General features: G+C 69.6%; 22 protein-coding genes and 1 pseudogene. 9 read left to right on the top strand and 14 right to left on the bottom strand.

Features of this window, described 5'->3' with window-relative positions; translation table 11 throughout:
- Positions 1–78: 78 nt before the first annotated feature.
- Entirely contained in the window at positions 79–3,306 is a 3,228-nt protein-coding gene (locus FHR33_RS03655; protein WP_246451641.1) for an AfsR/SARP family transcriptional regulator, read from the bottom strand.
- A gap of 396 nt (positions 3,307–3,702) precedes the next feature.
- On the opposite strand from FHR33_RS03655, the gene FHR33_RS03650 reads away from it, so the two are divergent.
- Positions 3,703–4,239 (top strand): RICIN domain-containing protein, encoded by a 537-nt coding sequence (locus tag FHR33_RS03650; RefSeq protein ID WP_183643474.1) that lies wholly within the window; start codon positions 3,703–3,705, stop codon positions 4,237–4,239.
- 117 nt (positions 4,240–4,356) lie between these two features.
- Here FHR33_RS03650 and FHR33_RS03645 read toward each other — a convergent pair whose 3' ends face one another.
- Positions 4,357–5,022 (bottom strand): TetR/AcrR family transcriptional regulator, encoded by a 666-nt coding sequence (locus FHR33_RS03645; protein WP_183643471.1) that lies wholly within the window; start codon positions 5,020–5,022, stop codon positions 4,357–4,359.
- Positions 5,023–5,119: 97 nt separating this feature from the next.
- On the opposite strand from FHR33_RS03645, the gene FHR33_RS03640 reads away from it, so the two are divergent.
- Complete coding sequence (locus FHR33_RS03640) at positions 5,120–6,280, top strand: FAD-dependent oxidoreductase (protein WP_183643468.1); 1,161 nt, start codon at positions 5,120–5,122, stop codon at positions 6,278–6,280.
- On the opposite strand, the gene FHR33_RS03635 is transcribed toward FHR33_RS03640, so the two are convergent.
- From FHR33_RS03635 to FHR33_RS03610, 6 genes are all read right to left on the bottom strand, one after another.
- Positions 6,281–6,925, bottom strand: a complete 645-nt coding sequence (locus FHR33_RS03635; RefSeq protein ID WP_183643465.1) for a response regulator transcription factor — start codon at positions 6,923–6,925, stop codon at positions 6,281–6,283.
- Positions 6,916–8,079 carry a sensor histidine kinase gene (locus FHR33_RS03630; RefSeq protein WP_312895346.1) on the bottom strand — a complete coding sequence of 388 codons (1,164 nt, stop codon included), beginning with the start codon at positions 8,077–8,079 and terminating at the stop codon, positions 6,916–6,918. Before FHR33_RS03630 ends, FHR33_RS03635 begins: the two co-directional genes overlap by 10 nt.
- Positions 8,080–8,090: 11 nt before the next feature.
- Positions 8,091–8,873, bottom strand: coding sequence for an ABC transporter permease (locus FHR33_RS03625; protein WP_183643463.1), 783 nt, complete (start codon positions 8,871–8,873; stop codon positions 8,091–8,093).
- Between the two features lies 1 nt (position 8,874).
- Positions 8,875–9,789, bottom strand: a complete 915-nt coding sequence (locus tag FHR33_RS03620; RefSeq protein WP_183643459.1) for an ABC transporter ATP-binding protein — start codon at positions 9,787–9,789, stop codon at positions 8,875–8,877.
- Between the two features lie 90 nt (positions 9,790–9,879).
- A complete protein-coding gene (locus FHR33_RS03615) occupies positions 9,880–10,182 on the bottom strand; it encodes an antibiotic biosynthesis monooxygenase (protein ID WP_183643456.1) in 303 nt (100 codons plus the stop codon).
- 280 nt (positions 10,183–10,462) lie between these two features.
- Positions 10,463–10,753: a hypothetical protein gene (locus tag FHR33_RS03610; RefSeq protein ID WP_183660635.1), complete on the bottom strand. Its 291-nt coding sequence runs from the start codon at positions 10,751–10,753 to the stop codon at positions 10,463–10,465.
- Positions 10,754–10,776: 23 nt separating this feature from the next.
- On the opposite strand from FHR33_RS03610, the gene FHR33_RS03605 reads away from it, so the two are divergent.
- Positions 10,777–11,121 (top strand): TetR/AcrR family transcriptional regulator C-terminal domain-containing protein, encoded by a 345-nt coding sequence (locus FHR33_RS03605; RefSeq protein ID WP_312895994.1) that lies wholly within the window; start codon positions 10,777–10,779, stop codon positions 11,119–11,121.
- 39 nt (positions 11,122–11,160) lie between these two features.
- Positions 11,161–11,493 (top strand): winged helix-turn-helix transcriptional regulator, encoded by a 333-nt coding sequence (locus FHR33_RS03600; RefSeq protein WP_312895345.1) that lies wholly within the window; start codon positions 11,161–11,163, stop codon positions 11,491–11,493.
- Positions 11,494–11,654: 161 nt separating this feature from the next.
- Here the strand turns inward: FHR33_RS03600 and FHR33_RS03595 are convergent, their stop codons facing one another.
- The gene (locus tag FHR33_RS03595; protein WP_183643453.1) at positions 11,655–12,104 is read right to left on the bottom strand and encodes a VOC family protein; all 450 of its coding nucleotides are present in this window, start codon (positions 12,102–12,104) and stop codon (positions 11,655–11,657) included.
- Between FHR33_RS03595 and FHR33_RS49730 the strand changes: the two are divergent.
- Positions 12,103–12,540 (top strand): annotated as a pseudogene (locus FHR33_RS49730) (DUF4158 domain-containing protein); the annotation flags it as partial. The gene FHR33_RS03595 and the pseudogene FHR33_RS49730 overlap by 2 nt on opposite strands.
- A gap of 49 nt (positions 12,541–12,589) precedes the next feature.
- On the opposite strand, the gene FHR33_RS48915 reads toward FHR33_RS49730, so the two are convergent.
- Both FHR33_RS48915 and FHR33_RS03580 read right to left on the bottom strand, forming a co-directional pair.
- Positions 12,590–12,874, bottom strand: coding sequence for a sigma factor (locus FHR33_RS48915; protein ID WP_221242511.1), 285 nt, complete (start codon positions 12,872–12,874; stop codon positions 12,590–12,592).
- Between the two features lie 44 nt (positions 12,875–12,918).
- Positions 12,919–13,518 (bottom strand): dihydrofolate reductase family protein, encoded by a 600-nt coding sequence (locus FHR33_RS03580; protein WP_183643450.1) that lies wholly within the window; start codon positions 13,516–13,518, stop codon positions 12,919–12,921.
- A gap of 447 nt (positions 13,519–13,965) precedes the next feature.
- Between FHR33_RS03580 and FHR33_RS03575 the strand changes: the two genes are divergently transcribed.
- The gene (locus tag FHR33_RS03575) at positions 13,966–14,163 is read left to right on the top strand and encodes a helix-turn-helix domain-containing protein (protein WP_221240914.1); all 198 of its coding nucleotides are present in this window, start codon (positions 13,966–13,968) and stop codon (positions 14,161–14,163) included.
- A 51-nt stretch (positions 14,164–14,214) separates the two neighbouring features.
- Here FHR33_RS03575 and FHR33_RS03570 read toward each other — a convergent pair whose 3' ends face one another.
- Positions 14,215–14,883, bottom strand: a complete 669-nt coding sequence (locus tag FHR33_RS03570) for a nitroreductase family protein (protein ID WP_183643447.1) — start codon at positions 14,881–14,883, stop codon at positions 14,215–14,217.
- A gap of 68 nt (positions 14,884–14,951) precedes the next feature.
- On the opposite strand from FHR33_RS03570, the gene FHR33_RS03565 reads away from it, so the two are divergent.
- Complete coding sequence (locus FHR33_RS03565; protein WP_183643444.1) at positions 14,952–15,329, top strand: winged helix-turn-helix transcriptional regulator; 378 nt, start codon at positions 14,952–14,954, stop codon at positions 15,327–15,329.
- A gap of 105 nt (positions 15,330–15,434) precedes the next feature.
- Here the strand turns inward: FHR33_RS03565 and FHR33_RS03560 are convergent, their stop codons facing one another.
- Positions 15,435–15,944: a flavin reductase family protein gene (locus FHR33_RS03560; protein WP_221240913.1), complete on the bottom strand. Its 510-nt coding sequence runs from the start codon at positions 15,942–15,944 to the stop codon at positions 15,435–15,437.
- A gap of 265 nt (positions 15,945–16,209) precedes the next feature.
- Between FHR33_RS03560 and FHR33_RS03555 the strand changes: the two genes are divergently transcribed.
- Together FHR33_RS03555 and FHR33_RS03550 are read left to right on the top strand one after the other, a co-directional pair.
- Entirely contained in the window at positions 16,210–16,677 is a 468-nt protein-coding gene (locus FHR33_RS03555; protein WP_183643441.1) for a site-specific integrase, read from the top strand.
- Between the two features lie 261 nt (positions 16,678–16,938).
- Positions 16,939–17,622, top strand: a complete 684-nt coding sequence (locus FHR33_RS03550) for a DUF899 family protein (protein ID WP_183643438.1) — start codon at positions 16,939–16,941, stop codon at positions 17,620–17,622.
- A gap of 183 nt (positions 17,623–17,805) precedes the next feature.
- Here FHR33_RS03550 and FHR33_RS03545 read toward each other — a convergent pair whose 3' ends face one another.
- Complete coding sequence (locus tag FHR33_RS03545; protein ID WP_183643435.1) at positions 17,806–17,946, bottom strand: hypothetical protein; 141 nt, start codon at positions 17,944–17,946, stop codon at positions 17,806–17,808.
- Positions 17,947–18,071: the final 125 nt, after the last annotated feature.

The raw sequence follows: 18,071 nt of genomic DNA, 5'->3' as shown, positions 1-18,071 counted from the left end.
GCGCGCCGTCGGCCGTCGCGGCGATCGCCTGGTGTGTGTGGCTCTCGTTGATCGGCTACCTGTGGGCGCGCGCGACCTTCACGAAGCGAGCGTGATCTCGGCCAGCTCACGCCAATCCCGCTGCTGCCCGGCACGAGTCGCCTCGGCGAACACGGTTTCACCGAGGCGATCGCGCGTTTCCTCGGCGATCCTGGAAGCGTCCGGCAGCGAACGATCCGGCGTACCGCGCACGCCGTCGCTCGCCGCGAGCAATCGCACGGCCTGCTCGTACTGTCCCTGGCGCAGCGCGAGATCCGCGATCCCGACCAACATCTCGGCGATCAGCGGCGGATACGTCGAGTCCACCGCCGCGCGGAACGCCTCGCTCTGATACAGGCCGGCCTTCTCGAGATCCTCGGTGAGGTAGCCGTACAGGTTCATGGCCCTGGCGCGGGCCATGTCGCTCAGATCCTCGTAGCCCGGCATCGCCCGCACCGTGGCCAGGTGCTGGTGGGCCAGGTCCGGTTCGCCGCGCCAGCGCGCCAGCTGCGCCTTCGAAAGCGCGAGGTCGGCGAGCGCGTCCGGCCAGGTGATCCCACCGGCATACCGCTGCGCTTCAGCCATGGCGGACGTGCTGGATCGCTCATCGCCGAGCAGCCAGTACAGCTGAGCCTGCCGCGCCCGCAGGCCGACCACGTCCTCGACCCCGCCCACCTCGGTCAGCGCCGTGACCGCCTCCTCGTGGTGCACACACGCGCGTGCGAACTCGCCGCGCATGGCGAGCCGATCGGCCAGGAAGGTCAGCGCCAACGAGATCCCCCACCGGTCACCCAGGGTGCGGAACTCGGAGAGGGCGGTCTCGATGTCGGTGTCCACGTCAGTCTCGTCGCCGCCGAGCGTGAGCCGCAGCCGGCCACGAGTGAGCCTGGCCTGCGCGCGCACCCACGGTTCGTCGCCGGTGACGAGCGGCTCGAACGCGGACAGGAAACCCGTCGGCTCCCGCAGCATCCGCTCCAACGGCGCGATGAACCCGAGGATCGGGTGGCGATACCCGCTGCGCTGGGTGAGCCGGTGCGCCTCCTCGATCCACTCCCGCGCCTGATACTGATCCCGGCCGGGCCCGGAGGTCACGAACACTGCCACGATGCCGTACGCCAGCGCCCGCACCGCATCGGGCACCTCACCGTGCAGCGAGGCGGCCGCGATGCTCAACTCCGTGCCCTCGCCCCTGTGCCCGCTGAGGAAGTAGTACCAGCCCACGGCCGCGACCAGCCGCATGGCCTCGTGCGCCCATCCCGCGGCGATCGCGCCGCGCAGGGCCGTACCGATGTTGTCGTGCTCGGCCCCGAGCGTGGCCAGCCATTCCAGCTGCTCGGCCCGACGCAGGTGCGGCTCGGCCGCCTCGGCCAGCTCGGTGAAGTAGGCAAGGTGCGCCCGGTGCGCCAGCTCGGCTTCCCCGGCTTCGGCGAGCCGGTGCGCCGCGTACTCCCTGATGGTGTTGAGCATCCGGTAGCGCGGCGTGTCCTCGCCGTCGGCGACCAGCAGCGACTTCTCGATCAACGCGGTCAGCACGTCGAGCACCTGCTCCTCGGCGAACGCCTCCCGCCCGCCGAAGGCCTCGTCCTCGCACACCCGTTCGGCCGCCTCCAGGCTCGCCCCGCCGGAGAACACCGACAGCCGCCGCAGCACGCTGCGTTCGGCCTCGGTCAACAGGTCCCAGCTCCAGTCGACGACCGCGCGCAACGTCTTGTGCCGGGCAAGCGCCGTACGGCTGCCGCCGGTCAACAGACGGAATCGGTCATCGAGGCGGCGTGCCAGCTGGTCGATGGACATGGTGCGCAGCCGTGCCGCGGCCAGTTCGATCGCCAGCGGCATCCCGTCGAGCGCCCGGCAGATCCGCGTCATGGCCGCCAGGGTGTGCGCGTCGGAACCGATGTCCTTGCGCACCAGATCCGCGCGGTCCCGCAGCAGCCGCACCGCGGGTGACGACTCGACCTCGGAGGGGTCGGCTCCCTGCGCGGGCAGCGCGAGTGGCTCGACCTGCCACAGCACCTCCCCGGTGATACCGAGCGGCTCCCTGCTGGTGGCCAGAATCCGCAGCCTCCTGCATTCCCCCAGAAGCCGATCCGCGAAAGCCGCGGCCGCCTCGATCACGTGCTCGCAGTTGTCCAGGATCAGCAGGATGGCGCGCTCCCTGACCGCGGCGATGAGCCGATCCATCGCCTCCCCACCCCGCGCGCTGCCGAGCAGTGCCTGGTCACGTAGGCCGATCGCGGTAAGGGCGGCCTGCGCCAGCTCACCGCTGCCCCCCACCGAGGCCAGTTCGACCAGCCACGCCCCATCCGGCAGCTCGGTGAGCAACGTTCGCGCGGTCTCCGTGGCCAGCCTTGTCTTGCCAGAGCCGCCCGGTCCGGTCAAGGTGACCAGTCGGTAACTGATGGCCAGACCGGCGACCGCGGAGACGTCATGGTCCTTGCCGACGAAGCTCGTCAGCTCGGCGCGCAGGTTCGTCCTGTGGTGCTCCGCCCGCTCGCCCAACTCGCCACGGAGCAACGCGGTGTGCAGCGCGGACAGCTCGGCTGACGGATCGGCGCCCAGCTCCTCAGCGAGCCGCTCGCGCGTCCGCTGGTACAGGGTCAAGGCCTCGTTCCCACGGCCCGCCTCGGCGAGCCCTCGCATCAAGGCGGCAACGAACCCCTCCCGTAGCGGATACGTGGCAACCAGCTCGGTCAGCTCAGAGATCAGCTCCGAGCCACGGCCGAGACGGATATCCGCATCCACCCGATCCCCGAGCGTGGCGACGTAGAGCTCGTCCAGACGCGCGACCACGGCGTCGAACGCGTCGCTGTCTTGCAGGGCGATGTCGGCCATGGCCGTACCTCGCCACAACGCCAAGGCCGAGCGCAGCAGATCCGCCCGCGCCGCAGGCTCGGCGGCACGGGCCTGAGCCACCAGGTGCTCGAACCGGCTCACGTCCACGGCATCAGGGGTCACGGCCAGCCGGTACCCGCCGGACTCCGCCTCGATCACGCCGTCCGGCAACACCCTGCGCAGCCTGGACACCAACGCCTGCAGGGCGTTCACCTCGTCCGCGGGCGGCCGTTGCCCCCAGATCCAGTCCACCAGCCTCGCACGCGTGACGATCCGGCCGGGTTCGAGGGCGAGTGCAGCCAGCAGTGCGCGCAGCCGAACCCCAGGAACCTCCACCACGGCCCCGTCGCCGTTCTTGACCTCGAACGGTCCGAGCAATTCGACTCTCACGTCAGTCATTGTGCCGAATCGTGGCGACGGCCGAACCACCACTGCGCGCACACCGCCGACCTTCATCGGACCGTTATCATCGCAGGTCGAGCGAATGTGATGCGGATGCTACGGGCCCCTGCGATTGCAGGGCGTCTCAGAAGTGATCCATCCGTGGAATGAGGGCCGAGGGTTCCCCTGGTGTGGTCTGCGCTCTCCCGCGGATCGGTCGCCGGGTTGGGCGGTCGGGGCGGCGGCGGTGTGACCGCGTGCCTCCGTCGCGAGGTCGCGCCAGGCGGCCCACGTCTTGAGCCTGTCGTCCTAGAGCCGCGGGAGGATCTGGTTGCCCTGGACGCCGAAGGGGACGGGCGCGGAATGCCGATCAATTGCGTGGATGACCAGACATTAACCTAACGCAACTGGTCAATCACCCTCAGTTGCGGGATGGTGTTCGCGTTCTGATCAACCTGCCCAGGAGGCACCATGCTGCTTGCTCGCCACCTACTGGCCGGCGTCGCCGTCGCCGTCGTGAGCGCGTCCACCGTCCTGCCCGCCGCGGCCGCCACGGCCGCCGCCCACCTGCCCGCCCCCGACACCCTCACCCACGACGCCCCCGTCTGCCTGGACGCCACCAAGTCCCGCACCAACGGCACCAAGGTCCAGCTGTGGCAATGCGTCGGCAACGCCAACCAGAGGTTCGTGATCGACAACGGCCTGATCAAGGTCGAGGACACCGCCGGCACCGCCACCCCCATGTGCCTGGACGCCACCAAGTCCCGCACCAACGGCGCCCAGGTCCAGCTGTGGCAATGCGTCAGCAACACCAACCAGCTCTGGGTCATCAGGAGAGGAGAGATCGTCATCAAGGACACCATCGACACCGCCAGCCCGATGTGCCTGGACGTCGGCAACTCCCGCGCCAACGGCACCAAGGTCCGCCTGTGGAAGTGCATGAACAACGCCAACCAGAAGTTCGTCATCTACGACGGCAAGATCAAGCTCCAGGACACCCTGGCCTGACCGCCGGCCACACCAGACACACCAAGGGCCGCGACCCGGGCTCACCCGCCCGGTCCCGGCCCTCCCCCCTCAAATCCGAACGTCCTGCGCGGGGGCATGCCGGACCCGGCTCCGCCGTCACGGTGAAAACGACTCGCCCGCAGAGGGGACGACCCCGACGCACTGCTCACAGGTGGGCGCGCCGGCCAGTCCGTGGTGCAGCAGCGCGGTGAGGGTGTCGACGATCTCGTCGTCGGAGGCGGCAGGGGCGTGGTCGCCCCCCGTCAGCACGGCGTAGCCGAGCAGGGAGGTCATGGCGCCCATGGCCGCAGCGACCAGCTCGGGCGGGCCCGGCAGGACCTGACCCTGCTCACGCATGTGTTCCAGGTGGTCGCGCAGCGGGCCGGTCTCGGCGGCGAGGCTCTCCCACACCCTGCCCGACCCCGGCGAGTCGGACATCATCGACTGGAACAGCGCCGTCACCACCGGCAGATGGTCGCGGAAGACGCCCCACGAGACGGCGAGGTGCCGCCGGAGCTGGTCACGGTCGGCCAGATCGTGGTCGCGCTCGTGCTCACCGGCGTCGAGGCCCGCGTCCGCCTGCGCCTCCATGTCGCGCAGCAACGACTGCAGCAGGTCGTCCTTGTCGGTGAAGTGGTCGTAGAACGAGCCCGTCGACCGCCCTGCCGCTCGGGTGATGTCGGTGATCTTCGTGTTGGGGAAGCCGCGCTCCACGAACAGCCGCCGCGCCGCCTCCTTGAGCGCCGCCTCGGTGCCCGCCGCCTTCTCCTTGCGCACTCCCACCGCTGCCCCTTCCGCTTGACGCGCGTCTTCGCCGCTCAGCATACTGAGTTCGATTTCACCGAATCGAGATTCACCGAATACGAATTCAGGGGTGTGTGTGAACGTCATCGTCATCGGCGGGGGTGTGGCAGGGGCTGCCTGCGCGATCGCGCTGCGCGGGATCGGCGCGGAGGTCACCGTCTACGAGGCCCATGCCGACCCCGCGGGTCAGGTGGGCTCGTTCCTGAGCCTGGCCGCCAACGGCCTGCGCGGTCTGCGGGCGCTCGGCTGCATGGAGCAGGTACGGCAGGCCGGCTTCGCCGTACCCGACCAGCGCATGTGGGCCGCCTCAGGCAAACTCCTCGGTGAGGTGCCGCGAGGACGGCGGGCCGACGACCCGCTGTTGAGCACCACCCTGATGCGCGGCCATCTGGTCGAGACGCTGCGCGAGCACGCAAGGGGCCTTGGGGCGCGGATCGTCACGGGCAGGCGGCTGACAGGGACCACCCCCGACGGCGACGGCGTCGTGGCGCGCTTCGCCGACGGCTCGAGCGCCCGCGCCGACCTGCTCGTGGGCGCCGACGGCCTGTGGTCGGCCACCAGGCGGGCCCTCGACCCCCGGGCCCCCTCCCCCGCCTACGCCGGGCTCTACACCGTCTCCGGCATCGCCGAGGGTGTGGCGTCCAGGCCTGGCACGTTCAACATGGTCTTCGCCCGCAACGGCGCCTTCCTGCACCTCGGCGCGCCCGACGGAACCGTGTGGTGGTCGGCGCAGGTGGCCGAGCCCCTGCAGCCCGAACTCGCGGGGGTGAGCGACGAGCAGTGGCTCGAGCGCCTCACCGCGCTCCACCGGGCCGAGCGGCAGCCGAGCGCGATCATCAGGGCGACCACGCTGCTGCACCGTCCGACCCTCATGCACACGCTGGCCGAGGTCCCCACCTGGCACGGCGGCCGTGTCGTGCTCGTCGGCGACGCCGCGCACCCGGTCGGCGCGGGACAGGGCGCCTCGATGGCCATCGAGGACGCCGTCGTCCTGGCCCAGTCGGTGGCGAGCGCCGCCACCGTCGAGGACGGCCTGGCCGCCTACGACCGCCTGCGCAGAGCCAGGGTCGGCAAGCTGTCCCGATCGGCCGCGAGCAACCGCGACGCCAAGATCGCGGGCCCGTTCAGGCGCCGCCTCAACGAACTGATCATGCCCATCGTCTTCAGGCACTTCTACGACAGGGCCACGGCCTGGCTCTACACCCACGACCTGGGCACCCTCGGGGGCAGGCCGTGATCAGCCGTCGAGGTAGCGCAGGATCGCCAGCACCCTGCGGCTGTAGCCGGGGTCGCGCGGCAGGTCGAGCTTGTCGACGATCGCGTTGACGTGCTTCTCGACGGTGCTCAGCGACACGTGCAGCCGCTCGGCGATCGCCGCGTTGACGAACCCCTCGGCGAGGTGGCGCAGCACCTCGCTCTCGCGCGGGCTCAGCCTGCTGAGCGGGTCGGCGTGGGTGGTGCGGGCGAGCAGTTGCCTGACCACCTCGGGATCGAAGACCGTGCCGCCGCCCCGCACCCGCTCGAGGGAGTCGAGGAAGTCGGCCACCTCCGAGACCCTGTCCTTGAGCAGGTAGCCCAGCCCTTCGGTAGTGCCCGCGAGGAGCGTGGCCGCGTAGGTCTTCTCCACGTACTGCGACAGCACCAGCACGCCGACGCCCGGCCAGCGCTCGCGGATCTCCAGCGCCGCGCGCAGCCCTTCGTCGGTGTGCGTCGGCGGCATGCGCACGTCGACCACCGCCACGTCGGGCTCGTGCCGCTCGACCGCGTCGAGCAGCGCGGCGGCGTCGCCGACGGCCGCGACGACGTCGTGCCCCGCGTCCTCGAGCAGGCGGCTCAACCCTTCGCGCAGCAGCACGGAGTCGTCGGCCAGGATCAGCCGCACGGCGCCGCCTTCGGCAGCCTCGCGGCGATCTTGGTGGGGCCGCCCTCCGCGCTCTCGACGGTGAACTCGCCGTCGAGCGCCAGGACCCTCCTGGCCAGGCCCGACAGCCCGCCGCCCGAGGGGTCGGCGCCGCCCGCGCCGTCGTCGGAGATCGCCACGCCCACCGTCCGCTCGTCCTCGGTCAACACGACCAGGATGTCACGCGCGCCCGCGTGCTTGACCGCGTTGGTGATCGCCTCCCTGGCCACGAAGTAGAGCGCGGTCTCGACCTCGGAGACGGGCCGCTCGGTCAGTCCGTAGTGGACGGTCACCGGCACGCCGGCCCGCTCGGCCACCCCTGCGAGCGCGGCACGCAGGCCGAGCTCGTCGAGCGCGGTCGGGTAGATCCGCCACGCCACGCTGCGCAGCTCGTCCAGGAGCTGACGCGACTCGGTGTAGGCCTGCGCGACCAGCTCGGCCGTCCTGGCCTGGTCGGGGCTGTGCTTGGCGCGGCCGAGCAGCATGGCCAGCGCCACCCCTCGTTGCTGCACGCCGTCGTGCAGGTCGCGCTCGATCCTGCGCCGCTCGTCGTCGACGGCCCTGACGATGCCGGAACGGGTCGCGGTCAGCTCGGCGATGCGCCTGCGCATCAGTTCGTGCCTGCCGGGACCGAGGAAGTGGTCGGCCAGCCGCCGCTCGGCCGTCCCCATGGCCAGGACGGCGAGCACGGCCAGCGCCAGCAGCGCGACCGCACCGCTCACCCCTACCGCGGCGCTGTTGGTGACCACCTTCACACCGGGCAGGTTCACGGGCACCACGTGCGCGTGGCCGCCGATCAGCTCCCACACGCCGCCGACCAGCAGCAGGCCGCCCAGGAAGACCAGCGTCGCGCAGCAGTAGCCGCCGACGACACCCACTGCCGCGCGGACGGCCAGGTAGCCGTAGCCGCCGCCCTCCCCCGTCGGAGAGTGCTCGAGCCACGTGGCGAGCCTGGCCCGCTCCAGCGTCAGCAGCCTCGCGACGCCTCTGTCGACGGCCGGCCGCGCGGTGGGGAACAGGGTGGCGGGCAGCAGCGTGACGGGCCAGGCCAGGAGGAGGAAGGCGAGTTCGACGACGCCGAGGGCCATGCCCGCGAGCACTCCCACCAGCGCGCGGATGACCCGGTTGGCTGACACGGCCACAGAGTCTAGGCGTCGCGTCCGCGCAGGACGGCATAGCCCGCCGCCAACGCCGCCGCCGTCCAGACCAGCAGCCACGCCAGCCCCTCGCCCGCCGGGTACGGGATGGGCCCGCCGGTCATGTTGTCGGTGCTTTCCATGAAGGCCAGCCCGGCGAAGAGCGGCATGCGCAGCGACACCTCGACCGCCGCCGGCCCTCCCGCCATCAACAGCATCAGCGGCAGCCCCATGAGCAGCATGAACACCACGGTGAGCGTGCCTGCCGCGCTGCGCATCGCGGTGCCCACGCCGAGCGTCATCACCGCGACCAGGGCGAAGAAGACGCCCACGCGCAGCAGGTCGAGCGTGACCTCCCCGAGCGGCAGCGCCGCGTGGCCGCCGAAGGTGTCGAGGGAGAGGACGACGTAGCCGGCCGCCGTCGCCAGCGCGCCCGACAGCACCCCGGCGACGAACATCACCGGCAGCACCACCAGCGCCTTCGCCGCCAGCATCCGGCCCCTGATCGGGGTGGCCTGCAACGTGCTCCTGACGCTGCCCGAGGCGTACTCCGAGGTGATCACCAGCATCGCCAGCGCGACCAGGGCGAACTGCGCGAACGTGGTGGCCGAGACCACCGGCTCGCTCACGGCGAAGCGGGCGCTCCGCACGCCTTCCCGCATCAGGTCCGTGGCCGTCGCGCCGCCCAGCGCCAGCGCGCTCAGCACCATGAGCGCCGTCAAGCCCGCCAGGCACCACCACGTGGAGCGGACCGACCACAGCTTCGCCCATTCGGCGCCGATCACCTGCCGCATGTCATACCCCCGCCTTCTGCGCGCCGTACTCCACACTGCTCGCCGTCAGTTCCTGGTAGGCCTGCTCCAGGGAGGCCTCGCGGGTGCGCAGCTCGTGCAGCCTGATGCCCGCCTCGTGGGCCAGGTCGCCGACGCGCTCGATCGCGACGCCGGTGGCGACGAGCTCGTTCTCGCCGACGCGCTCCACCGCGACGCCGCCGGCCTTCAGCCGTACGGCCAGGTCGGCGGCGTGCGGCGTGCGCACGACCACGGCGGTCAGCGAACTGCGCGCGATGACCTCGGCCAGCGGCGCGTCCAAGATGAGCCGCCCCTTGCCCAGCACGACCAGATGGTCGGCGGTGAGCTGCATCTCGCTCATGAGGTGGCTGGAGACGAACACCGTGCGGCCCTCGTCGGCCAGCGAGCGCATCAGGTGGCGCACCCACCGCACGCCGTCGGGATCGAGTCCGTTGACGGGCTCGTCGAACATCACCACCTCGGGGTCGCCCAGCAGCGCGCAGGCGATGCCGAGGCGCTGGCTCATGCCCAGCGACAGCGCGCCGGCCCGCTTGCGCGCCGCCTCGCCGAGCCCGACCGTCTCCAGCACCTCGGCGACCCTGCCGCGCGCGATGCCGTTGCTGCGCGCCATCGCCACCAGGTGGGCGTGCCCGCTGCGTCCCGGATGCAGCGCCCGCGCGTCGAGCAGCGCCCCCACCTTCTGCAGCGGATATCTGATGCGGTGGTACGGCACGCCGCCGATGAGCGCCGTGCCCGCCGTGGGACGGTCGAGCCCGAGGATCATGCGCATCGTGGTCGACTTGCCCGCCCCGTTCGGCCCGAGGAACCCGGTCACCGCGCCCGGCCTCACCTCCAGGGTCAGCTCGTCGACCGCCATCCTGTCGCCGTAGCGCTTGCTCAAACCCTTGAGACTGATCACGTCGGACCACGCTAGGCAGCGGGGGGCGCGGTGACCATGGGGGCCGGCCGCCGACCTCGATGGCGGAAACCCGTAACCGGACCGCCGAGCTCACCGCTCGGCGTCGTCGGCGAGGACACCCTCCTCCGCGCTGACCAGCTCGGCGATCGTGGCGAAGAACGCGGCGATGCCGGGCAGGTTGGCGCCCTTGCGGCGGGAGGCGGCGAAGTCGTCGGCCGAGCGCCATTCCACGACGTCCAGCCACTCGCCGCCCGGTAGCCGCACCAGGCGGGCGCCGAGAAAGCCTTCCCTGTCGGCGCGGAAATCGGCCAGCATCCCCGGACGCGCGGCCAGCATCGCCTCGGTCCTGTCCTGCGCCACCGTGAAGCGGGTCAGCTCGACTGTCGTGCTCATCGGGGTCTCCTTCGAACGCTTATGAGGAGACCATATAGTCACGTATCATTATAGTCAATTTAAGTGACTAATTTCTGGGTGGGGTCGTGGAGCCTTGCGGCGGCCCTCCCGTCGAAGGACGGGTCGCCCAGGCCGATCCGCTTACCTAGCACGAAGGCGCTGACCGGCTCGGACGGCGGCGCGTCGACGCGGGCGACGATCGGCCCGATGCCCTCGCCGACCGGCCGGCCGGCCGTACCTCCTGAGCCTCTCGACGTGCGCCGCGGTCGCCGCGTCGTACTCACCGGCGAAACTGGTCGCCGGGATTGACCAGCACGTAACGCGTTCTCGCCGCCGGGTGCTCGGCCGCGAAGGCCACGCCGAGCAGGTCGTCGGCCCTGCCGGCCTGCATCTGGGCGGCCACACCGTCGTAACCGCGCCTCAGGGGGCGGGCACGGCCAAGCCGACCGTCTACAACCACCTCACCGACAAGGCGACGCTGTTCAGGCACGCCATGGAGGCGTCGGCCGCCATGCTGAAAGAGCGGCTCGCCGCACTCGAACCACTGGCCGAGCCGGGTGACGACCTGCAAGCCACGCTGGAGTCGGCCACACCCTGCTGCGCCAGCACTGCGACGACCGGTCGTGCGCGCTTCGGCGGCTGCTCCACGCGGAGATCACCAGATTCCCGGACGTGCTCGACATCGTCAGGGAGCACGGGGCGCACCGGCTCAACGACGCTCTGGCCGACCGATTCGCCAGGCTCACGCTCGCGGGGCGGCTGCGCGCGACCGACCCCGCCGAGGCGGCCGAGCAGTTCACCGCCCTGCTCATCGGCCCCATGGAGGCGCGCTGTCGCATGGGCACCCGCGAGGTCGGCGACACCGAGCTCCGGCAGGTGACCCGCGCCGCCGTCCGCACCTTCCTGCAGGCGTTCGGCCCGCTCCTGCCTCCTGAGTAGCCTGGCAGCAGGGACGGACCTTTTGCAGGAGGAGCGCTGGTGAAGAAGCGGACCTTCACGTGCGGGCTGGACGCCGCGATCGACATCATGGGAGGCAAGTGGAAGGGGCTGATCCTCTTCTCGCTCGCCGAGGGGCCCCTGCGGTTCGGAGAGCTGAGGCGCTCAGTGCCGGGCATCAGCGAGCGGGTGCTGATACTGCAGCTGCGGGAGATGGAGGGCAGCGGTCTGGTGCACCGCGAGGTCTACCATCAGGTTCCTCCGAAGGTGGAGTACTCGCTGACCGACTTCGGCCAGTCGCTCAACACCGCGATGGCGCCGCTCGGCGAGTGGGGCGAGGAGCACATGGAGCGTATCGAGAGCCTGCATAGATGAGCGGGAACGCCGTGCGGCCGGCCGCGCCCCGCCACGCGTCAAAGGGTCGCGTACGGGCGGTTCACGGGTCGCCGTCGCAGGCGGCTTCCGGCGCGGGTGCCGGCAGAGTGCGGCGGGGGGTGCGGAGACGCGGGATAGCCGATGACGTGCGGAAAACGGCGCTAGACCACGTCGAACTCGTTCCCCTCGGGATCCACCATCGCCACCGCATAGTGATCAACCCCGGACTGCGACAGCACCCGCACAACGGACGCCCCCGCCTGGACAAGCCGCTCCACCTCGGCATCCACGCGCGCTTTCCGGGTCTCCAGCGGTACGTCCTCCCGCCTGCCGCCCACCTTCACATCCAGGTGGAACCGGTTCTTGGCCACCTTGCCCTCAGGCACCTGCTGAAACCAGATCCTCGGCCCGTGCCCCTCGGGATCGACGATGCTGTCGCTGCCGTCCCCCTCGCCCAGCTCGTCCTCCGGCACTCCGAGACTGCGCCAGTAATCCCGCCACGTGTCGAATCCACCCGGCGGCGGCTCCACCGTGTACCGCAGCGCGCCCGCCCAGAACCGGGCCATCCGCTCGGGTGCCGCACAGTCAATGACCAGCTGATAAGAAACCATGGCCGCCATCCTGCCGGACCCATCCGACAATTGTCGGCTCACGGCCCGGACGGGTCACGGCCCGGATGGAAGGGGGCTCCTGGCCATCCAAGGTATTGGAGGGCGGCTTGGGCCTGGCGGGAGGTCTTTCTTGGCGACGCAGGTGTTCGCGGACGAGGAGCTGGAGCGCTTGCGGGGGTTCCCGGGGATTGACAGGGACGAGCTAGCGAGGTTCTTCACCCTGACTCCGGCGGATGTCGCGTTCGTCGAGCCCGGTCGTGGCCGTGGTCCGGCGGACCGGCCCGGCTTGGCCGTGGCGTTATGCACGTTGCCGTGGCTGGGGTTCGTGCCGGACAAGGTGCTTTCGGCCCCGCCGGTGGCGGGGGCCAGGCTGGCCGAGCAGCTCGGCGTCGACCCGGCCGGGCTGCGCTCGTACGGGCGGCGGGCGAAGACGCGGACCGAGCATTCTGGGGTGGCGGCTGCCGACCACGCTGGAGCGCAAGGAACTAGACGAGTTCCTGCTCGCCACGGCGATGGAACACGACTCGCCGACCCTGCTGTTCCGGCTCGTTCTCGCGGCGGATCCGGTCGATGGCCTTGCGGTTGGCGGTCGTGGTCAGCCAGGCGCCGGGATTGGGCGGTACGCCGTCGGCCGGCCACCGCTCCACGGCGGCCGCGAAGACCCAGTAACCCTCGGCGATCAGCCGTTCGTTGAACGCGCTGATGGCGGGCTGCCTGTCCGTGCTGCCGGGATTGCTCTTGTCATCGATCACGGAACCCAGATAACGCATCTGAAGATCCTCTCCTGTGGTGTCAAGACACTGCTCCGCCACACCTAGCCCGCGTTTCGGGGCCGCGGCCCGACACCCTCGGGGATCTCGCCGTGAAGGTGCGGGGTGTACACGAGCTTCTGCGTCCGGCCGTCGAGCACGGTCGACTCGATGAGCTCCAGATCGAACTCCGCCCCGTCGTGGAAGAGCGCCGCTCCGCCGGCGCGGCCTGAGATGGCGGGGAACATGACGACTTCGAGCCGGTCGACGAGGCCGGCGGCGAGCAGAGCGCGGTTCAGCGAGATGCTGCCGTGCGAACGCATCGGGACGTCGGTGGTGCGCTTCAGGCGCTCGATCGCCGTCACCGCGTCCTCGTTGAGAACCATCGAGTTCCGCCACCCGAGCGGGTCTTCGAGCGTGCTGGAGAACACGATCTTCGGCAGCTCGTTCAGGCTGTCGTAGTACGGCTCGTCGTACTCGACCACGAACTTCCGGAACTCTCGGAATGTCGTCGCGCCGAAGACGAGCACCTGGTCCTGCGCGAAGGTGCGGACCCGGTCCTCGCGGACCTCGGGACCTTCCTTCCCCCAGTACCCGGGCCAACCTCTGGCCATGCCGTAGCCGTCGAGGCTGCAGAAGAAGTCGACGGTGAAGGTGGTGCTCATGGTGCCACTCCCTCTTCTTGGGCCACCTCCGCTGGGCGGCTTCACCACTTCCACGAACACGACTGACCCGATCCGACACCGCCTTCGAACTTTTTCAAGGACTTCTCCCGCACGCCGACCGCCACCGCCCAACACGCCGTGGCCGAGCAGCTGTTTCATAGGCGTCAGACCTATGAAACACCCCGTCCTACGAGGACCCACCAGGACGAACAGCTCCACCTACGCGACATCGCCGCCCGCCTGGTCATCACCAAGGGCAAGAAGAAGGGCCAGCACCCATCACCGTCCTACGCATGCTCCGCGAGCACGACCAGCAAGTCGCGACCGCCGACGGACTCCCATCTGCGCCGCCCTGACCAGGTCAGACGTGCTCCGTGCACCTGGTGACAGCTTCCTTAACGGCAGGCCGAAGCAGGGGTGGTGGTAAGGATCGCGTCATACGACCCAATGGAACGGACCTTCACCGCCGAACGCGCCCGCACCCTCGCCGAGGCCGGCGGCCGCCAGATCGGCCGCCCAGTTGCTCACCCCGAAGACAAGATCGAGTACGCCCGGCTGTTGAAGGGGCAGGGTGATTCTCTTGGTGTCATCGCCGCCAAGACCGGCATCCCCAAGACTTCCCTGCACCGTTACCTGGTGACCTGAGGGTGGTGCATCCTCATGAGTCGGTGGCGTGCCGGTCGCGACTCAACCCCGTCATCCCTGAGCCGTGGTGTTCCACGGGGTCCCATGCTGGTGGTGGAAAATGGTGCGTTCCATGGGGCGGCGGCCGGGATGGCGCCGCTCCTCGGCCGGGTGTCCGATCGAGACCAGCAGGGCGATGGCCAGGTCGTCGCGGTCGTCGATGCCGATGATCTTTTTCACCTTGGCCTCGTCCCAGCCGTTCATCGGCGAGGTGGCCAGGCCCATCTCGGTGGCGGCGAGCATCACGTAGGTGGCGGCGATCATCGCGTCCTTCACCGCGTATTCACGCAGCAGACCGCGCGCCTGCAGGTCCTGCTGGAACGCCTGCGAAGCCGCGGAGAACATCGCGATGAACTCCTCGTTCCAGGCCCCGTTGCGGCGTGCCTGGTCGTAGACGTCGCTGTGGTCCTCGCGCCACGACTCGGGCTCGGCGACGAAGACCAAGACGACCGGTGCCTCCTGCGGCTGGGGTTGCCCGCCAGTGGCCCACACCAGCCCTTGGCGGCCTTCGGCGGTATCGATCACGACGATCGAGCGATCCTGCAGGTTCCAGCTGGTCGGTGCTTGGACGGCAAGGGCGAGAAGCTCGGAGAGCTGGGAGGGCTGGAGGGGTTCGGGCAGGTAATGGCGGACGGTCCGGCGGTGGCGGATCGCCTCGGCGACCGAGAGTGTGTTCATCATGCGGTCAACTATGAGAGAGTCACTCTCCATTGGGAAGAAGGCACTAATTAGTGCGCTACTCTCCCTTCATGGCCATTGTTGAGTCGTCCGGACTCCCGGCTGACGTCTACTCCGCCAAGTGCCCCACCCGCCAAGTCCTCGACCACATCGCCGGCAAGTGGACGATCCTGGTCGTGGACGCGCTGCTCAGCGGCACCATGCGGTACACCGATCTGAGCCGCCGCATCGAGGGCGTCTCACAGAAGATGCTCACCCAGACGCTACGCGCGCTCGAGGCGGACGGATTCATCACCCGGACCATGCACTCCACCATCCCGCCCCGAGTCGACTACGAGCTGACCGAGCTCGGCCGCAGCCTCGCCGAGCCCATCACCGCCCTCCGGCAATGGACCGAGGCGCACATCAACGACATCGAACAAGCCAGGGCCGCGTTCCACACCTCATAATCGTCGTGGGCTCGACGTCGAACAGCCCATCCCCGCCACACATACCGCCATCTTCCGTACGAACGACCACGAAACACAGGCTGGTTGCCAGCACGCGATACCAGCTCAGACGAGCGCTGGCCGGAGCTGATACGGCATCTTCCAGCCCTCGGCGAGTTTCGACGGATGCACGTTGTGTCCACCGCCGAAGAACTCGCAGAACTTCATGATGAGCGGGTCCCATCCGAGCGGGTCGACATAGTGCGTCCCCGGGATGACCAGGTCTTCCTCGATGTGGGCGCGGAGGATCTCGACCTGGAAGGCAGTGGCATGAGGAGTAGGACTGCCGAAGGGGTACGACGAGACGACCCTGCACTCCAACTGGACCGGGCATTCCGCGACCCGAGGCGCCCGGACCAGCTCCGATGCCTGCTCAGTCAGCTGCGCGGCCGAGAACTTGTCCGGCTCGTATCGGTAGCCCTGCGCCGCATTACGGTCCGGCACAGCGGATTTCCCGGTGGTGAGCGCGAGCCGGTCAACGGCGTCGACCATTGCCGATGAGGGCAGGTTGAGCACGCACTCGCCCTCGCGCAGCAGGTTGGCGGTCGTCTGGCCACTGTTGCCGAGACCGAGCATGCAGGACGGGCCAGCCACCACGCGGGGACATCGGCGCGAGGTTCGCGGTGCCGTCCTCGTTACGCGAGCTGATCAGCACCACCGGCGTGCCGAAGTAAAACACCTTGAGCTCGGGGACCACGTCCGTCGGTCATGGTCATCAATCCTTTCACCGGTGCGAGAGGGCTGACAGAACTGACGACGTGGCGGAGGATTTCTGATCGGTGAAGCCGCTGACACCAGGGCCGCTCGCCAGGCCGGATGGGTCGGGGTCGATCCAGGGGACGTGCTCCGGGTCGGGCACACCCTCGATGTCGAGGTGCTCTACGACATCCGCACCGCCCGGATGCTCGGCCAGCTCCTCGGCCGCCGCACCCGCGGGCCGATCGTCCTGTCCGCGCGCATCGCCCCTGACGACGGCGCCGCGCCCGTACGTGACGTCGACCCGGACAGCCGCCGCCGACGCATGACCTACCGCACCGCCGAACGCCACCTCGGCGCCCCGACCGACGGCTGGAATCTGCACGACCCGCGCCATTCCCGACTCACCCACGCCGGCGAGGACGGCGCCACCGAAGCCGACCTGATGAACCTCTCCGGCCGCGAAGACCGCCGCACCCTCCAGCGCTACCTCACACCCAGCAAAGAAGGCACCCATCGTAGCCTCGACGGGCTCGACGCCCAGCGAGGGACCTGGACACCCAACGCCGACGAACTCACCGCCCGCATGACCAGCAACCGCGACAGCACCTGAACCCGATCTTTGCTGGTCAGCCATATCCGCCCGATTTTCGGCGTACTCCGGGACCCCGAGGAGATCGGTATCCCAGACGGCTGCGGAGGACCGACCGAGGGGAACATGCAGCTCCCGGATCAGCACACCACGTGGACTTCAGCTCAACCATCGGCGAATCTTGGGGCCGCCGTAAACTCAAAGGACCGGTTCGGGGGACGCGGGGACTGGGAGCTCGGGATCCGGACCTGGCACCGGGGATGGCCATCTCAGGAGGACGCGATGTTGCGACACACCAGATTGGCCGGGGAATCAGCGGACTACCTCGCCGCCCGCGAAGAGCTGCGCCTGGCCGAGATCGACCTCATGCGCCACCGCGAGAAGGTCGCGGCCCAGCGACGGGCGCTCCCGCAGGGGCCGCCCGTCGACGACTACACCTTCATCGAGGGCCCCGTCGACCTCGACGCCGGCGACACACCGGTCCGCGAGGTCACCCTGAGCGGGCTGTTCTCCGCCCCTGACCGCCCGCTGATCGTCTACCACTTCATGTACGGCAAGCTACAGACCGACCCCTGTCCGATGTGCACGCTGTGGATCGACGGCTTCAATGGCATCGCCCACCACATCGTCCGCAACGCCGACTTCGCCATCGCCGCGGCCGCCGACCCGCCCGCCCTGCGGCAGCACGCCCGCAACCGCGGCTGGCACCGGCTACGGCTCCTGAGCTGCGGCGACAGCACGTTCAAGTACGACCTGGGCAGCGAGGACAAGGACGGCGAACAGGACTCCACCATCTCCGTCTTCACCCGCGACGGCGACGGCACGTGCCGCCATTTCTACTCCACCCACCCACGCATGGCCGACGACATCGATCAGCGCGGCATCGACCTCCTGGCCCCCGTCTGGCACCTCCTCGACCTGACCCCGCAGGGCCGCGGCGACTGGGACGCGAGCCTCGACTACTGACCTCTCTACAACGGCCCGGCGCAGCTCCCGGTAGTGCTTCCGCCTGTGTGATCTCCTCAGGCGGAAGCCACCATCCGCTCCGCCCGATGGCCAGGCCAGTCGAACCGTACGGCACGGCCATCGCGCAGCCCGCCACCGGCGGGGGAAGCAGGCCGCGTCCTACCCGTCCCGCACATCAGCCACCTATCGACCAACGTTGAGGTTGTCGAGGATGCCGAGGTTGTCGAGGACGTTATTGATCGGAAGGTCGATCGCTGCGGCCGGGGTTGCGCTCGCCATCGCCAGGGTGATCGCTACGGCGGCCATGTAAAGCAGCTTTTTCATGAGGTTGTGGTCCTTTCGTCAGGGCCATGGAGAACCGGACCGCCTCTAGCCTACCACTGAGAGTATGTGCAACGTTACTTTGAGTTACCAGGGCGACCAGCAAGAACCGAGCTTCGAGCCGGTGG

The sequence above is a fragment of the Nonomuraea dietziae genome, from assembly GCF_014195505.1.
Lineage (GTDB): Bacteria > Actinomycetota > Actinomycetes > Streptosporangiales > Streptosporangiaceae > Nonomuraea > Nonomuraea roseola.
Note: the sequence above shows the minus strand (reverse complement) of the source record. Positions and strands in the feature narration are given on the sequence as shown.

Bases quoted from the DNA above. Each gene is read 5' to 3' on its own strand.
- FHR33_RS03560 (WP_221240913.1), bottom strand. From the start codon at position 15,944: ATGCTCGGTCTCGGCAACAGTGGCCAGACGACCGCCAACCTGCTGCGC.
- FHR33_RS03550 (WP_183643438.1), top strand. From the start codon at position 16,939: ATGTTGCGACACACCAGATTGGCCGGGGAATCAGCGGACTACCTCGCC.
- FHR33_RS03580 (WP_183643450.1), bottom strand. From the start codon at position 13,518: ATGAGCACCACCTTCACCGTCGACTTCTTCTGCAGCCTCGACGGCTAC.
- FHR33_RS03625 (WP_183643463.1), bottom strand. From the start codon at position 8,873: ATGCGGCAGGTGATCGGCGCCGAATGGGCGAAGCTGTGGTCGGTCCGC.
- FHR33_RS48915 (WP_221242511.1), bottom strand. From the start codon at position 12,874: ATGCGTTATCTGGGTTCCGTGATCGATGACAAGAGCAATCCCGGCAGC.
- FHR33_RS03595 (WP_183643453.1), bottom strand. From the start codon at position 12,104: ATGGTTTCTTATCAGCTGGTCATTGACTGTGCGGCACCCGAGCGGATG.
- FHR33_RS03545 (WP_183643435.1), bottom strand. From the start codon at position 17,946: ATGAAAAAGCTGCTTTACATGGCCGCCGTAGCGATCACCCTGGCGATG.
- FHR33_RS03615 (WP_183643456.1), bottom strand. From the start codon at position 10,182: ATGAGCACGACAGTCGAGCTGACCCGCTTCACGGTGGCGCAGGACAGG.
- FHR33_RS03650 (WP_183643474.1), top strand. From the start codon at position 3,703: ATGCTGCTTGCTCGCCACCTACTGGCCGGCGTCGCCGTCGCCGTCGTG.
- FHR33_RS03565 (WP_183643444.1), top strand. From the start codon at position 14,952: ATGGCCATTGTTGAGTCGTCCGGACTCCCGGCTGACGTCTACTCCGCC.
- FHR33_RS03575 (WP_221240914.1), top strand. From the start codon at position 13,966: ATGGAACGGACCTTCACCGCCGAACGCGCCCGCACCCTCGCCGAGGCC.
- FHR33_RS03570 (WP_183643447.1), bottom strand. From the start codon at position 14,883: ATGATGAACACACTCTCGGTCGCCGAGGCGATCCGCCACCGCCGGACC.
- FHR33_RS03655 (WP_246451641.1), bottom strand. From the start codon at position 3,306: ATGAAGGTCGGCGGTGTGCGCGCAGTGGTGGTTCGGCCGTCGCCACGA.